This is a genomic window from Victivallis vadensis, assembly GCF_003096415.1.
Taxonomy (GTDB): Bacteria; Verrucomicrobiota; Lentisphaeria; order Victivallales; family Victivallaceae; genus Victivallis; species Victivallis vadensis.
Genome location: NZ_QEKH01000002.1, coordinates 36975 through 51693 on the forward strand (window position 1 = coordinate 36975; position 14719 = coordinate 51693).

Here is a 14719-nt window from a genome sequence, read left to right on the forward strand (position 1 = left end):
GTCCGCCAACCGTAAAAATCAACACGTCATCTTGCCTAATATATCCCGGTTCCGTAAAAATTCAATTGCCGTTTTGTAATATTGTGGCGGCGTGTTGCGGTTTTCCCGGTCGAATTGTTCAGAAAAGTTCTCCCTGTTCCATGGCCGGGGAAGGCGCCGTTTCCGGCGCCGGGGCGGCGGAAGCGGCGGAAAACAGGTCGTCCTGATCCGGTTCGGGAGCGTTTTCCGGCACGACGGGGAGCTCCTTGAGAATGCTTTTGAGCTCCATGCGGCGGCAGATGTCGGCAATTTTCGCCCAGTCCGGTTCCCGGCGCGCCAGCACAGCTCCGAGGTCGGAGAAGCGTTCCGGCAGGTCGCTGCGCAGCCGGATCAACTCCTGGTTGCGCTTCAGGATATTTCCGGCGCCGGCAAGTTTCTTCTCGAATTTGGTGCCGGCCAGTTTTTCCGGATGCTCCAGCCACTCCGAGGCGGGGCCGTAGGTGTTGAGCAGCTGCGCCGCCCCTTTCGCGCCGATTCCCGGAACTCCCGGAATATTGTCGGAGCTGTCGCCGAGCAGCGCCAGATAATCGATCAGCAGTGCGGGCGGAACCTGAAATTTCGCGGTGATCTCCGCGACGCCCCGTTCTTCAAATCCGGCATTCCTGGGGGCGGGTGAAAGCATGGTGACCCGGTCGTCGACCAGTTGGGCGAGGTCTTTGTCGGAGCTGATGATCTTCACGGGGCCTTCGGCGGCGCGCGCAAAAGCGGCGGCGAGGTCGTCGGCTTCGTACTCCGGTTCTTCCAGCAGCGGCCAGCCGAAGGCTTCCGCCAGTTCGCGGATCACCGGAATCTGGGTGCGGAGCGCTTCCGGCATCGGCGGGCGGTTGGCCTTGTATTCCGGATTGAGTTTCATCCGGAACTCCACCTTGCCGCAGTCGAAGAGCATCGCTCCCCGGCTGGTGGGGTACTCCTTCTGGATGCCGAGCAGCAGCCGGGTGAACACAAAGACCGCGTTGGTCGGTTCCCCCCTGGAGTTGGTCAATTGGCGGATCGCGTAGAACGCGCGGAAAATCTGGGAGTAAGCGTCGATCAGAATCAGCTCGTCTGCCATCAAAAAACCTCCGGAACATTGATCAAATCAAATCCGCCGCAACGGATCAAGACAAAAAAAAGGGTTCAAGGTTGAGTTATCCAGACGCTTAGAGGAGTAATTATGAAGAGGAGAAATTGCGTATAGGAGCCTGAATAAACAGAACCTTGAACACTTCTTACTATAAACGGAAATTTTTCAAAATCAAATGGTTTTTGTCGATTTTACGAAAAAAAACGCTTTTTTTTTGATTTTTATCGAAAAAAGACCGTTTTTCACTGTTCATTTTACAGATATGCCGGAGATGTGAAAAACTGATCGGTTGACTGTCGTTTTTCCATAACCATCGATCAATTAAGATTGTTTATCGGAAATAAAAACTTTTGAGTCGAAAATAATAGTGGTTACGGTTTCAATTTGAAAATTAAAGTACCGATTAAATGGTTGAAAAGAGGGAATCAACTGATTCGGTTGCAGCAGAGACTTATTGAGTTACTACTATTATGGTAGTTTTTTAGTGGTATCTAAGAAATAAAAAACGGCAATTGCATAAACTGGCATTCAGTCTCGATCGACGCATTGCCGGTCTGGGGGCTGCAAAGGTTGACCGCTTAAGTTTCTTTTGCCGATATGACGCGTCTTTGTCGAGTGTCGCCTTTGTGCTTGCTTCTGCGACGCAAAGCGTCTTTGGAGTGCGGAGATTCATCTCCGCACTCCAAGGTTGTCAGTTCGCCTTTCGTGGATTTTTTCGATTATCATAAACGAGCCGCAGCCGTGCCGTTTTCGCGGCAGGCGGGTCTTACGGCCTTGCGGCCTCCAGACCTTGTACGCTACGCGGCCTGATTTTCAATCGCATCTCCGGTAGCTGGGCGCTGCAGCAGCGGCAAGGTGCCGCTGCCGTGACTGTCTCCGACGGCCAACGGTTTCGCCGTTGGATCACGACCGGGTGGCACCCGGTGGCGTATACCGTCTATAGAGTGAATAAGCTGATAGCTGATAACCCCGGTTTTGCAATTTTTACGTAGTAAAAATTCAAAACCGCACCCGGCGCCGGCACCTTGCCGGTCGGGGGGACCGGGGGGCGAAGCGCCCCCGGCCGCCGGAGGCTCCCTCCTCAGGCCGTGGGGACATCGCGGCCTGCAAAGACGCGCACGGCGGCGGTGTTGTCCATGAAGTCGCGGATGGTTTCGTTGACGGAGTCGCGGGGGCAGGCGCGCAGTTCCGCTTCGTGGAGCCAGCTCTCCTCCGCCGGGCGGCCGTAGTGCAGTGAAAGCACGCTTGCGGTCAGCGCAGAGCCGACGGATTCGGTCAGGCGCGCTGCGGCGAAGGCCGCCCCTTCGCGGGCGGCGAGGAATTCCTCTTCGCGCAGCCCTTCGGTGGCGAGCCGGTCGATTTCGGCGGCGATGAGCCGGTCGGCCACCTCTGCCTGTTCGGCGGTGGTGATCACGTGGAACATCAGCGAACCGCGGTGGAAACCGCCGGACATCTGCATGCCGGTGGTGTAAGCGAGCGCGTTGTCTTCGCGGATGCTGCGGAACAGCTGCGAGGCCAGCCCGTTGGTCGCCTGGTTCAGGATTTCAAAGGCCGGATAGCGCCGGTCGCAGCCGCTGATGCCGGGCAACGCGCGGATCACGGCGGTCTGTTCGCGTTCGATCGGCAGTGCGCCGCTGCGGAATCCGTGTTGGAAAACCGGTTCCGGCGGCAGTTCGATTTCCGGCTGGTTCCAGTCGATGCCGCCGGCAAGGAGTTCCGCGAACTCCCGCGTTTCTTCGGCGGAACAGTCGCCGCCGAAGCCGAAGACCACCCGCGAGGGCGTCCAGCGGGAGCGGTAGAATTCACGGGCCTGCTCCGGGGTCAGCGCCGCGAGCTGCTGTTCGGTGCCGTTTACGCCCCAGCCGTAGGGGTGGCTGCCGAAGAGCTGCCGCCGGGCGAGGTCCTGCGCGGCGGCGCGGGGGGATTGGGCGCGGCTGCGCAGGAGTTCGAGCCGGTTGTAACATTCGCGTTCAAACTCCTCCGGGCCGAAGGCCGGGGCATGGAGAATTTCAGCGAGGATTTCCAGCGCCTTTTTGAACTTTGCACGCGGTGCGTTGAGTTCGAGCACCCAAGAGTTCAGCCCGGAATTCACCGAAAGATCGGCTCCGCAGCCGTCGAGGCGGCGCAGGATTTCAGTTTCATTGTGGAACTTGGTTCCCGCCGTGATCAGGTCGGCGGTCAGGCTGCTGAGCCCGCCTTGCGCCGGAGTTTCGAAGATGGTTCCGGCCGGGAGCAGCAGCGCGAGGTCGATCATCGGCAGCCGGCGGTCGGTCAGCGTCAGCACGCGGGCGCCGTTGCCGAGCCGGGAGGTTTCCGGGCGCGGCGGTTTCGGCGCCGGAGCGGAGTGAATCCGCGCGGACTCCTTCCCGGTCAGCTGTGTGACCGTGGCGAAGCTGTTTTCGTCCAGATAGGTCGCGGCAACCCGGCGGATATCGTCGACGTCGAGCTTCGCGAGCTTTTCCATATAGAGGTCGGAGAGGGCAGGGGCGTCGTTCGCGATGACTCCTCCGGCGATATCGGCCGCGATTTCGCGCAGGCCGCGCAGCTGGCGGAGATGGTCGGCGGTCTGCTGCATCTTTTCGCGCTCGACCTCCGCTTTGGTGAGGTCGCCTTTGCGGATTTTCTCCAGCTCGCGCTTCAGGGCGGATTGGAGCTTGTTGAGTTTGCCGGGAGCGGCGGTGCAGCCGATGCCGAGCAGGCCGCCGCAGGGCTGGGTGTAGCAGAAGCTGCGCAGGTCGATCGCGAGCTTCTGCTCAAGCTCAAGCACCCGGACCAGCCGGGAACCGTCGCCCATGCCGAAGATGCCGGCCAGCACGTCCAGCGCCGGAATATCCGGGTGGGACGCTTCCGGAATCCGCACCGCCGTCGCCAGCCGGGCCAGCGGGTCGGCGAAGCGGAACGAGCTGGAGCGGGGCGCACACTGAACCGGTTCCTCCGGCAGCAGCGCCTCCGCCAGATGTGCGGCGGGCCAGTCGCCGAGCAGTGCGCCGATCTCCTCGTAAGCCTGTTCGGGGACCACATCGCCGACGATTACCCAGAAACAGCGCCCGGGCGTGTAGCGCTCCCGGTAATAGGTTTCCATCATCTCTTTGCTGACGCCGGCGATCAGTTCCCGGTAGCCGATGATCGGGTGGCGCATCGGGTGAATCTTGAACAGCTCCTGATTCAGCGCTTCAAAGAGCCGCCGGGACGGATTGTCCACACCGAGCTCACGTTCGCGCAGGATCACCTCGCGCTCCGCCCTGAAGCGGGCTTCCGGGAACTCCGGATACCGCACCATCGAGCCGAGCACCTTCACCGCCGTCCCGAGATGCTTGGCCGCCACTGTCGCGTGATAAGCGGTGTGGTCGTAACTGGTGTAGGCGTTCATCGTGCCGCCGAGCCGGTCGATCGTGTCGGAAACGGCGGTGCCGGGGTAGTCGCAGCATCCCTGGAACATCATGTGTTCGAGAAAGTGGGAGAGGCCGCAGCCGAGATGCCGCCCCTCGTGGATGCTGCCGGTGCGGATGAAGCATTCGACTTCGACCGCAGTGCCCGGCTGGGGCAGCACGTGGAGCCGCATGCCGTTTTCATAGTGGAAGGTGACGACGTCGCGGTAGAATTTCATAATGCTCCAAATGGGTTGTTTCAATCGATTTTCGGAAGGGGGGCGTGCGGCTGCCGGGGCGGTCCGCTTTCCGGCTCGATCAGCGGGAAGTCGATCTCGAATTCCTCCGGCGAATCGTCCTGCGAGGCGGAGAGCAGCTCGGCGCCGATCAGCGAATAGACGATGCTGCCGACATCGGCGGCTTCATGGATGCCCCACTCGTCCAGCACCTGCTGCGCGAGGACGCCGAACTCCTTTTGCGCGTAGTCGCGGACGCCGTGCAGCAGTTCGAGCGCCGAGACATGGCGGTGCTTCGGCAGCCGTCCGACCGTGAAGGTCACCGCGTTGGCGACGAAAGGGTAGGCATCGTGCCGGTAACGCGGGTCGCGCCGGACGAGTTCCTCGATTTTCTGCTCCACATCCTGTTGATCCATGATGAAATGCGCTTGTAAGCGCCTACTCCAGAACTTTGGGTTTCTTTTTGCCGCTGACCAGAGAACTCGGGTCCTGATTGAGATAGTCGGTTAATTCCCGCAGCGAGTCGAGCGTCTGGTTCAGCTTGAGCAGTGTGTTGGACAATTCATCCTGCGAGTTCACGAAGGAGTCTGCGGCGCTGCGGATGCTGGCGGTGCTCTCCGGGATTTTGGAGTCGCGGGTCTCCCGGATCAGCTGGGTGGTCAATTCATTGACGCTCTTGAGATCGGTTTCAAGCAGACTGACGATTCGGTTGATCTGCTCTTCGTTCAGCACGCGCGAAATGGTGCGGCTGCTGGTTTCGAGATTCTCCGCGGCGTCGTTGATCCGGGCGATCGTGGATTTGAGCGCGGGATCGGAGAGCAGGCCGGAGAGCTCGGAGAGGCTGCGCTCCAACCCGTCCGAAATCTCCTCGAAACGGATGCGGCTGATCCGGTCGAGCGAGGTGTTCAACGCTTTCAGGATGTCGCGGAAACTCGACGGCACCGCCGGAATGTACAACACTTCCGGACCGGTTCCGGCCGGCGGCTCCGGCAGCTCCTGTCCCGGCGTCGCAAAATAGTCGAAGTCGATATAGCGCATTCCGGTGATGCCCGCATATTCGAGGCGGCAGCGCATTCCCTGTTCCAGCTCGGAGCGGAAAAAGCGGTCGAATTCGGTCAACTGGCGGCTGCGCCCCCCTTCGACGTTCACGAAGTGGTCGAGCTGGATCTCCATATTGACTTCCACGAGCTTGTCGGAGACGCGGATCGCGATCTTCGAGACGGTACCGATCGGCACTCCCCGGTATTTGACGCCGGAGCCGACGGTCAGCCCCTGCACCGACTCCGAGAAATAGGTCCGCACCGCCACCTTGTGGGTGAAAAAGTCGGACATGCCGAAAAAGAACAGCATGATCAGCAGCAGCAGCACGCCGCCGATCACGAACATGCCGATCCGCAATTTTTGATTCCGGTCGTTCATTGCAGCTTACTCCACGATTTTTACTTTGACATCGGCCTTGTCCTCGCTTTTGAGCCCGTCACGGCTCAGGAAAGCGCGGACCCACGGGTTCTCCGACGTGTCGCGCAGCGTCGCGGGAGCGCCGAGGGCGGCGATGGTTTTCGTCGTTTTATCCAGCATGGCCACCCGGTCGCAGATGGTGAAGATGCTGTCGAGTTCATGCGTGACCACCACGATGGTCGCGCCGAAGTTGTCGCGCATGCGCAGGATCAGCCGGTCGAGGTCGGCCGAAGTGATCGGATCGAGGCCGGCGGAGGGTTCGTCGAAAAAAAGCAGCTGGGGGTCGAGCGCCATCGCCCGCGCCAGCCCGGCCCGTTTGCGCATGCCGCCGGAGAGTTCGGAGGGCATGTAGTCGCCGAAGCCGCCGAGGTCGACCAGTTTGAGCTTCTCTTCGACCTTTCTGGCGATTTCGGCGGGGCTTTTGCCGGTGTACTCCTGCAGCGGCAGCGCGACGTTTTCCGCGACGGTCATCGAGCCGAACAGCGCGCCGCCCTGATAGGTGACGCCGAAGTGGCGCATGATCTCAAGCTTTTCCGTATCGGTGGCGGAGACGATGCTGCGCCCTTCGATGCGGATGTCCCCTTTCTGCGGTTCGTAAAGCCCGATGATGTGCTTGAGCAGCGTACTCTTGCCGCAGCCGGAGCCGCCGAGGATGCCGAACACCTCGCCCGGCTTCACGTCGAAGTTCAAATTCTGCTGGAGCACATTCGAGCCGTAGCCGATGGTCAGGTCTTCGACTTCAATTTCCGGTTGTACCTTTTCCGCCATGATTCACCTCAATAACCGATAAACGAGTAAAGCACCGTCAGCAGTGCGGTCGCCACCACCACGAACAGGATCGAAATCACCACCGCTGCCGTCGCAGCCCGTCCGACCCCCTGTGCGTCGCCGCTGGAACGGAAACCGCAATAGCAGCCCGCCAGCGTGATCAGCACCGCGAAAACAAAACTTTTCAGCACGCCGAGCAGGAACGTCGTGGAATCCAGAATATCCAATGTGCGCTCCACATACGCGGCGAGCGGCAGCCCCGCGACGGTGATCCCGACCGCCAGCCCGCCGGTCAGCCCGGCGAAGTCTCCGAACACGGTCAGCAGCGGCAGCGCGATCAGCATCGCGATCAGCTTGGGCAGCACCAGATAGGCGGCCGGCCGGATACCGAGCGTTTCCAGAGCGCTGATCTCCTCATCCACCTTCATCGTGCCGATTTCGGAGGCGAAGGCGGAACCGGCCTGGCCGGTCGCGATCAGCGCCACCATCAGCGGGCCGAATTCCTTGAGCACCGAAAAGCCGACCATGTCCACGATGAAAATTTCAGAGCCGAATTTGCTGAGCTGGATCTGGCCGTTGATCGCCAGCACCCCGCCCATCAGGAAGCAGATCAGCAGCACCAGCGGCAGCGACTGCGCACCGCAGAGATCGAGATAGTACAGAGTCTCCTTGAGCCGCAGCTGCCGTTTCTGCCGCAGCAAGGGCAATGCCGAGGCGACCCGGCCGATGAAAACCACCGGTTCGGTGACGGAGTCCGGCAATTGAAAGCGCCGGGAAGTTTTCGCTCGGTTTTCCGCCAAGGGGACGCCTCCGGGTCAGTACATCCGCTGCTGCACCTGCCGCTGCGGTTTGATTTTGGGTTCTTCCAGATAAAGGGAATACCACAGGTCGCCGAGTCCGGCATTGTTGAAATGCTTGTATTTGCCGTTGACCAGCCGGTCGCAGTTTTCGATCAGGGTCTGGTTGTCGGAGAGCTTGCGCGCGGCGACCAGCGCGGCGACCGCTTTCTGCGGTTCATCCTGCCGGAGCTTGATCCAGGCGTAGGTCAATGCGACCAGCGCGGCATCCTCGCCCTTGAGCTTTTTGCATTTCCTGTCGTAAAATTTGTCGATGGAAGCGTCGTTGTTTTTGTAGAGCCGCACCAGCTTGATCGCGAGCGAACGCGGATCGAGCAGGAAGCACTTCGGCAGCAGTTCGTCCACCTTGCCGAACTCCTTGAGCTGGAAATGGAGCTGCATCTTCATGGTGTTGATCTGTTTTTTCAGCATCATGTTCCACTTGTACCACGGCTCGAACTCTTTGGTCGCTTCGAGGGTCCGGCGGACCGCGTCGCTCTGGAGTTTCTCCAGATTCTGCTGCGCGAGGCGCATATTGCCCGGCGGCCGCATCTGGTACTGCTGCATCTGCCGGTTGATCTTCGCCTGCGCCGCCTGCATGATCTGCTGCAACTGGAGATTGAGCTTGCCGACTTTCCTGCGGATCAGCAGCCCGATCACGATCTGGCTGATCAGCATCGCGCCGACCGCACAGAAAATACCCCAGCCGGTGCCGAGGTCGCGCTGCGTAATTGCGCCGATCACGGCGCCCACAATCAAGGATATGATAATGCTGTACACTCTGTAACACTCCCGTGAAAACGGTTATTTCTTATGTTTGCGCTGCTTCTGCCGCTGTTTCTTGGCGAGCTTGGCGAGGCGCTTTTTGCGATCCTGCTCTTTCTTTGAAATGGGCGCGGGGCCTCCGAGCAATCCGCCGAAGGTGCCGGGCGCGCCGCCATTTTCCGGCAACTGGGCGCCGGACATCAGGCGGCCGAGCACGCCGTTGTGCTTCATCATCTTGCGCATCGATTCGAACTGCTTGACCAGGTTGCTGACCATCTCGACCGGCACGCCGGAACCCTTGGCGATACGCTTTTTGCGGGAGAAGTCCATCAGGTCCGGGTTGGCGCGTTCGGCTTTGGTCATCGACAGGATCACCGCCTCCATGCGCGAAAAATGCCTGGGGTCGACGCCGGAGAGAGCGCCGGCGATCTGGCGGCCGCCCGGCAGGAACTTCAGGATGCTCTCCATGCCGCCGAGCTTGGTGATCTGGCGCAGCTGGGACAGAAAGTCGTCGTAATCGAATTTGTTGGCGCGCAGCTTCTCCTGAAGTTTTTTCGCCTCTTCCTCGTCGATTTCGGCCGCGGCCTTTTCAACGAGGGAGACCACGTCGCCCATGCCGAGGATGCGGCCGGCCATGCGGTCGGGGTAGAATACTTCAAGGCTGTCGAGCTTTTCGCCGAGACCGATGAATTTGACCGGGCAGCCGGTGACCTTGCGGATCGAAAGCGCCGCGCCGCCGCGGGCGTCGCCGTCGAGCTTGGTCAGGATGAAGCCGGTGAGGTCGAGCGCCCTGTGGAAGTGTTCCGCGACCGAAACCGCCTCCTGGCCGAGCGCGGCATCCGCGACCAGCAGCACTTCGTCGGGCTGGACGGCCTGGCGGATGCGGACCAGTTCCTGCACCATCGTCTCGTCGATCTGCAGCCGGCCCGCGGTGTCGATGATGACCACGTCGAAGCCCTGCCGCCCGGCCTGTTCGACCGCGTTGACCGCGATCGCGGCGACGTTGACGCTGGTGCGCTCGGCGTGGACCGGTACGCTGATCTCCTTGCCGATGATTTCAAGCTGGTCGATCGCGGCGGGACGGTATACGTCGCCGGCGACCAGCAGCACCTTCTTGCCGTCGCGCTTAAGTTTCAGCGCGAGCTTGCCGGCGGTGGTGGTCTTGCCGGAGCCGTGCAGGCCGACCAGCATGATCGCGGTCGGCTTGTGCGCGAAATTCAGTTCGGAAACGCCTCCGCCCAGCAATTCGACCAGCTTGTCGTTGACGATCTTGACGACCTGCTGGCCGGGGGTGACGCTTTTGACCACATCCTGGCCGACGCATTCGGTTTTGACCGCCTCGATGAATTCGGCGACCACGTTGAGGTTGACGTCCGCATCCAGCAGCGCCAGCCGGATTTCCCGCATCGCGTCGGCGATATTCGACTCGGTCAGGGTGCTCTGCCCCCGCAGCTTCCGGAAAACGTCGTGGAGTTTGTCGCTCAGTGACTCGAACATTATTCAGTCTGTCCTTTTTTATTTTAATATATCCATATTACATAATATCATTTTAATATATCTTGGTTCGTGCTCAACTTCAAGAGAACCTTTGAAACTTTTGCGGGGAATCCTGCGCGGGAGAAGGGGAACTGGAGCGATATCGGAAAAAAAGCGTTTTGAAATTTCCCCGTCCGGTTGCTTTTGCCGTCCGTTCATGGTAAATTATACCGCGTGAGTGCAAACCAACCATTGCCATAAGGAGAATCGTCAAATGCGCAGTGATACTATGAAAAAGGGGCCGGAACGGGCTCCGCACCGCGGGCTGATGCGCGCGACCGGCCTGAAAAAAGAAGATTTCGACAAGCCGTTCATCGGCGTATGCAACTCCTATACCAACATCGTCCCCGGCCACTGCCATCTGAAGAAGGTCGGCGAAATCATCTGCGACGCGATCCGCGAAGCCGGCGGCGTGCCCTATGAATTCAACACCATCGCGGTCTGCGACGGCATCGCGATGGGCCACAAGGGGATGAAGTACTCCCTCGCCAGCCGCGAAATCATCGCCGACAGCGTCGAAACCATGGGCACCGCCCATCCGTTCGACGCGATGATCTGCATCCCGAACTGCGACAAGGTGGTGCCGGGCATGCTGATGGGCGCGATGCGGCTGAACATCCCGACCATCTTCGCCTCCGGCGGCCCGATGCGCGCCGGGAAACCGCAGGCCGAAGGCGGTCCCGACACCGACCTGATTTCGATTTTTGAAGGCGTCGCGGCGAACCGGATCGGCAAACTCAGCGACGAGGGGCTGGAGGCGCTCGAATGTTCCGCCTGTCCCGGCCCCGGCTCCTGTTCGGGCATGTTCACCGCGAACAGCATGAACTGTCTGTGCGAGGCGCTCGGCATCGCGCTGCCCGGCAACGGCACCATCGCGGCCGATTCCCCCGAACGCGTCGAACTCTGGAAGCGCGCCGCCCGCCGCGCGGTCGAACTGGCCAGAATGGAAAATCCGCCGACCGCAAAGGATTTCGCGACTCCGGCCGCGTTCCAGAACGCGCTCGTGCTCGACATGGCGATGGGCGGCTCCTCGAACACCGTATTGCACACCCTCGCGGTCGCGACTGAAGCTGGCACGAAGCTCGACCTGAAGAAGCTCGACGAGATTTCGGCCCGCACCCCGAACATCTGCAAACTCTCCCCGTCGGTCCAGTACCACATCGTCGAAGACGGCAACCGCGTCGGCGGCATCATGGCGATCCTGAAGGAGATCAGCAAGGTTCCGGGGCTGATCGACGGCAGCGCCCCGACCGTTTCCGGCAAGACGCTGGCGGAGGAGTTCAACGGCGCGCCCGACCCGGACGGCACGATCATCCGCCCGCTCTCGAATCCCTACAGCGAAAAGGGCGGACTGGCGATTCTCTTCGGCAACCTCGCCGAAAAGGGGTGCGTGGTGAAGGCCGCCGGCGTCGCCAAAGCGATGCTGACCCACAAGGGGCCCGCGGTGATCTTCGACAGCGAGGAAGAGGCCGGTGAAGGCATCCTCGCGGGCAAGGTCAAGGCGGGCGACGTGGTGGTGATCCGCTATGAAGGGCCGAAGGGCGGCCCCGGCATGCAGGAGATGCTCGCCCCGACCAGCTACATCATGGGGCGCGGGCTCGGTGAAAGCGTGGCGCTGGTCACCGACGGCCGCTTCTCCGGCGGCACCCGCGGCGCATGCATCGGCCACGTCAGCCCGGAAGCGGCGGCGGGCGGCCTGATCGGCCTGGTCGAACCCGGCGACATCATCGAGATCGACATCCCGAACCGCAGCATCAAGCTGGATGTGCCGGACGAGGTGATCGCCGAGCGCCGCAAAAACTGGAAGCCGCGCGAGCCGAAGATCAAGACCGGCTACCTCGCGAAGTATGCGTCGCTGGCGACCAGCGCCGATACGGGCGGCGTACTGAAAGTCAACTGACGGCGGGAAGCGCCGGAGGGCATTTCTCCCTCCGGCGTTTTGCCCCGGAAGGACGCCATGATTCTCGCACTCGACTTTGAAACCGCCAACTCCGATCCCGGCAGCGTCTGCGCGGTCGGTCTGGCGTGGTTCGACGGTGCGCGGATCACCGGAAGCTGGGAGTCGCTGATCCGGCCCCACCGCAGTTGCCGCTGGTTTTCACGGCTCAATATCGCGGTGCACGGCATTACGCCGGAGATGGTGGCGCAGGCTCCCGAATGGGGCGACGTGTGGCCGGAGCTGGCGCCGCATTTCGCCGGGAGCATGGTGATCGCGCACAACGCGGCCTTCGATGTGCCGGTGCTGCTGCGGACGCTGGAGCTTTACGGCTTTGCGCCCCCCGAATTCGATTTCTTCTGCACCTGCAAGAGCGCACGGCGCGTCTGGCCGGGGCTGGAGAACCATAAACTCAACACTGTTTCGGACTTTCTCGGCTGGGAGTTCCGCCATCACGACGCGCAGGAAGATGCCGCCGCGGCGGCGAATGCGCTCGGCGCGATGCTGCGCGCCACCGGTTCCGCCGATGTGACGGAGCTGGCCGACCGCCTCGGAATCGCGCCCGGCCACGTCAGCCCTGCGGGGTTCACGCCGTGCAAGGTCCGCACTCCCCGAAAAAGGAGACCTGCCAAATCGTGAAATCGGTCCAGATCTACACCGACGGCGCCTGCAAGGGCAATCCCGGTCCCGGCGGCTACGGCGCCGTCTTGCTGTATAAAACCTACCGCCGCGAGCTTTCCGGCGGTTTCCGCCACACCACCAACAACCGCATGGAAATCTTCGCCGCGATCGCCGCGGTCGAACTGCTGAACGAGCCGTGTGAAATCACCCTTTATTCGGATTCCAGCTATCTGGTCAACGCGGTGACCAAACGGTGGCTGTACAACTGGAAGCGTTCCGGCTGGGTGAAGCGGGACGGGCAGCCGGTCAACAACATCGACCTCTGGAAACGTTTCCTCGCCGCGGTCGAGCCCCATAAGCTGCATATGGTCTGGGTGAAGGGACACGCCGACAATGTCGAAAATTCCCGCTGCGACGCGCTGGCGGTGGCAGCCGCCGCCCGCCGCAACGCGCTTCCGCCCGATACCGGCTTCCGGTAAGAGCTTATCCCTAAATAAGCTCTAAGTTCCTAGCCTTTGATGATGACGCCCATTTGTCCGGCGAGTTCGGCGGCCTGGAACAGGGTGACTTCGGCTCCCCGCAGCTCCGGGCCGCCGAGGGAGAGGGTGGGGGCCTGCAGACGGCAGGAGGTGAAATCCACCCCTTTCAGCGGGGTTTTGAAGAAGTTCACGCGGATCAGCTCCGAATCATCCGGCAGCAGGGCTTTCAGGGTGCATTCGGTGAAGGCGGCGTCGCTGAGGTTGCAGCGGCGGAACAGGACCCGGTCGAAAATCGCGCCGTGAAAGTTCGCATACTCGAAGTTGCAGCCGATGGCGGCGGCGTCCCGGAAGCGGCCGCGGGTGAAGTCGGCTCCAAGTCCTTTGACGGAGTGGAATTCGCACCGCCGGAAGCCGCATTCCGCGAACCGGCAGTTGGAGAAATCGCATTCGCGGAACACCGTGTCGGTGAAATCGCAATGGGTGAAGTCGCAGCCGGAAAAGCGGCAGTTTTCCAGAATCACATGCTCGAACGGAGTTTCGGCGAACTCCTCGCCGGCTGCGGAAACGCCCCGGATCAGACAGTCGAACACGTCGCACTCTTCACGGCGGCTTTCGGAAACGAGTTCGCGCAGGCTTTCACGGACGGCGAGGCGGCCGCCGACTGACGGCTTGGCAATTTTCATCGGGATTTTTTCCTGTTTCACATTTCATGGAATTGTTTTGTCCAATGTAGCCGGTCAAAACGGAATATCAAGCTGCGCAACGGGGTTGACAAAAGATTTCCGGCGGGATATGGTAGAAAAAAGGAGATGGAAATCATGCAGAAAATCGACCGTATCGACGCCGGGAAGCCGTTCGACTTCGGACGGACCTCCGGGGATTATGGACGTTACCGGGATATTTACCCCGCGAGTTTGTACCGCAAGCTGCGGACCTTCGGCGTGGTGACGCCGGGCAGTTCGGTGCTGGATGTCGGCACCGGCACCGGCGTGCTGCCGCGCCATCTGGCCGACAGCGGCGCGAACCTGACCGGAACCGATATTTCACCGGAACAGATCAAGGAGGCGCGCCGCCTTTCCGAAGGGCTGCCGATCCGCTACGAAGTCGCGACTGCGGAGAACGTGCCGTTCCCCGACCGCAGTTTCGACGCGGTGACCGCCTGCCAGTGTTTTCACTATTTCGACCCGGATCGGTTCACCGCGGAGCTGAAGCGGGTGCTGAAGCCGGGCGGGCTTTTCTGCCGGATCGATATGGAGTGGCTGCCGTTTGAGGACGAGATCGCGCGTCTGACCGAAGAGGTGGTGCTGCGGTACAATCCGGCCTGGAACGGCAAGGAGTTCCGCCCCGAACCGCCCGCGGTGCCGGAGTGGGCGTGCCACGGCTTCGAGCTGGAGACCTGGCACGCCTGCCGGGAGGAGCTGCCGTTCACCATCGACAGCTGGAGCGGGCGGATCCGCACCTGCCGCGGCGTCGGCGCCTCGCTGGAACCGCCGGAGATCGCCGCCTTCGAGGCCGAACTGCGCCGCCGTCTCGCGGAGGTTTCGGACGGCGCCTTCACGATCCGCCACTGGCTGCGGCTGGAGATTTACCGGCTGCAATAATTGCCCGGGGATT

Annotated in this window: 13 protein-coding genes; 4 read left to right on the forward strand and 9 right to left on the reverse strand. The window is 61.3% G+C overall.

Translation table 11 applies throughout. The features are described from left to right. Positions 1-118: 118 nt before the first annotated feature. The 8 genes from C8D82_RS01485 to ffh all read right to left on the reverse strand — a co-directional run bounded on the left by C8D82_RS01485 (position 119) and on the right by ffh (position 10030). Positions 119-1090, reverse strand: coding sequence for a 5'-3' exonuclease (locus C8D82_RS01485; protein WP_116882493.1), 972 nt, complete (start codon positions 1088-1090; stop codon positions 119-121). A 1093-nt stretch (positions 1091-2183) separates the two neighbouring features. Further along, positions 2184-4709, reverse strand: a complete 2526-nt coding sequence (locus tag C8D82_RS01490) for a M16 family metallopeptidase (RefSeq protein ID WP_116882494.1) — start codon at positions 4707-4709, stop codon at positions 2184-2186. A 20-nt stretch (positions 4710-4729) separates the two neighbouring features. Then, complete coding sequence (locus C8D82_RS01495) at positions 4730-5122, reverse strand: Minf_1886 family protein (RefSeq protein ID WP_116882495.1); 393 nt, start codon at positions 5120-5122, stop codon at positions 4730-4732. Positions 5123-5144: 22 nt separating this feature from the next. Beyond that, positions 5145-6125 (reverse strand): MlaD family protein, encoded by a 981-nt coding sequence (locus C8D82_RS01500; protein ID WP_116882496.1) that lies wholly within the window; start codon positions 6123-6125, stop codon positions 5145-5147. Positions 6126-6131: 6 nt separating this feature from the next. Further along, entirely contained in the window at positions 6132-6932 is an 801-nt protein-coding gene (locus tag C8D82_RS01505) for an ABC transporter ATP-binding protein (RefSeq protein WP_116882497.1), read from the reverse strand. 8 nt (positions 6933-6940) lie between these two features. After that, entirely contained in the window at positions 6941-7732 is a 792-nt protein-coding gene (locus C8D82_RS01510; RefSeq protein WP_116882498.1) for an MlaE family ABC transporter permease, read from the reverse strand. Between the two features lie 15 nt (positions 7733-7747). Then, entirely contained in the window at positions 7748-8548 is an 801-nt protein-coding gene (locus C8D82_RS01515; RefSeq protein ID WP_133245009.1) for a hypothetical protein, read from the reverse strand. A 24-nt stretch (positions 8549-8572) separates the two neighbouring features. Next, a complete protein-coding gene (ffh, locus tag C8D82_RS01520; RefSeq protein ID WP_116882500.1) occupies positions 8573-10030 on the reverse strand; it encodes a signal recognition particle protein in 1458 nt (485 codons plus the stop codon). Between the two features lie 253 nt (positions 10031-10283). Here ffh and ilvD point away from each other — a divergent pair, with 253 nt between their 5' ends. From ilvD to rnhA, 3 genes are read left to right on the forward strand one after another with little or no spacing between them, the layout of a single operon-like run. Continuing rightward, positions 10284-11969 (forward strand): dihydroxy-acid dehydratase, encoded by a 1686-nt coding sequence (ilvD, locus tag C8D82_RS01525; protein WP_116882501.1) that lies wholly within the window; start codon positions 10284-10286, stop codon positions 11967-11969. Positions 11970-12026: 57 nt separating this feature from the next. Continuing rightward, positions 12027-12644, forward strand: coding sequence for a 3'-5' exonuclease (locus C8D82_RS01530; protein WP_116882502.1), 618 nt, complete (start codon positions 12027-12029; stop codon positions 12642-12644). Further along, entirely contained in the window at positions 12641-13105 is a 465-nt protein-coding gene (gene rnhA / locus C8D82_RS01535) for a ribonuclease HI (protein WP_116882503.1), read from the forward strand. Before C8D82_RS01530 ends, rnhA begins: the two co-directional genes overlap by 4 nt. Before the next feature lie 29 nt (positions 13106-13134). Here rnhA and C8D82_RS01540 read toward each other — a convergent pair whose 3' ends face one another. Beyond that, the gene (locus C8D82_RS01540) at positions 13135-13788 is read right to left on the reverse strand and encodes a pentapeptide repeat-containing protein (RefSeq protein WP_116882504.1); all 654 of its coding nucleotides are present in this window, start codon (positions 13786-13788) and stop codon (positions 13135-13137) included. Between the two features lie 135 nt (positions 13789-13923). On the opposite strand from C8D82_RS01540, the gene C8D82_RS01545 reads away from it, so the two are divergent. Beyond that, entirely contained in the window at positions 13924-14706 is a 783-nt protein-coding gene (locus C8D82_RS01545; RefSeq protein ID WP_207776048.1) for a class I SAM-dependent methyltransferase, read from the forward strand. The last annotated feature ends 13 nt before the right edge of the window (positions 14707-14719 follow it).

What these genes read in the sequence shown, in the direction of transcription:
- C8D82_RS01485 (WP_116882493.1), bottom strand. Translation starts at nt 1,090, where the DNA reads ATGGCAGACGAGCTGATTCTGATCGACGCTTACTCCCAGATTTTCCGC.
- C8D82_RS01490 (WP_116882494.1), bottom strand. Translation starts at nt 4,709, where the DNA reads ATGAAATTCTACCGCGACGTCGTCACCTTCCACTATGAAAACGGCATG.
- C8D82_RS01495 (WP_116882495.1), bottom strand. Translation starts at nt 5,122, where the DNA reads ATGGATCAACAGGATGTGGAGCAGAAAATCGAGGAACTCGTCCGGCGC.
- C8D82_RS01500 (WP_116882496.1), bottom strand. Translation starts at nt 6,125, where the DNA reads ATGAACGACCGGAATCAAAAATTGCGGATCGGCATGTTCGTGATCGGC.
- C8D82_RS01505 (WP_116882497.1), bottom strand. Translation starts at nt 6,932, where the DNA reads ATGGCGGAAAAGGTACAACCGGAAATTGAAGTCGAAGACCTGACCATC.
- ffh (WP_116882500.1), bottom strand. Translation starts at nt 10,030, where the DNA reads ATGTTCGAGTCACTGAGCGACAAACTCCACGACGTTTTCCGGAAGCTG.
- ilvD (WP_116882501.1), top strand. Translation starts at nt 10,284, where the DNA reads ATGCGCAGTGATACTATGAAAAAGGGGCCGGAACGGGCTCCGCACCGC.
- C8D82_RS01530 (WP_116882502.1), top strand. Translation starts at nt 12,027, where the DNA reads ATGATTCTCGCACTCGACTTTGAAACCGCCAACTCCGATCCCGGCAGC.
- C8D82_RS01540 (WP_116882504.1), bottom strand. Translation starts at nt 13,788, where the DNA reads ATGAAAATTGCCAAGCCGTCAGTCGGCGGCCGCCTCGCCGTCCGTGAA.
- C8D82_RS01545 (WP_207776048.1), top strand. Translation starts at nt 13,924, where the DNA reads ATGCAGAAAATCGACCGTATCGACGCCGGGAAGCCGTTCGACTTCGGA.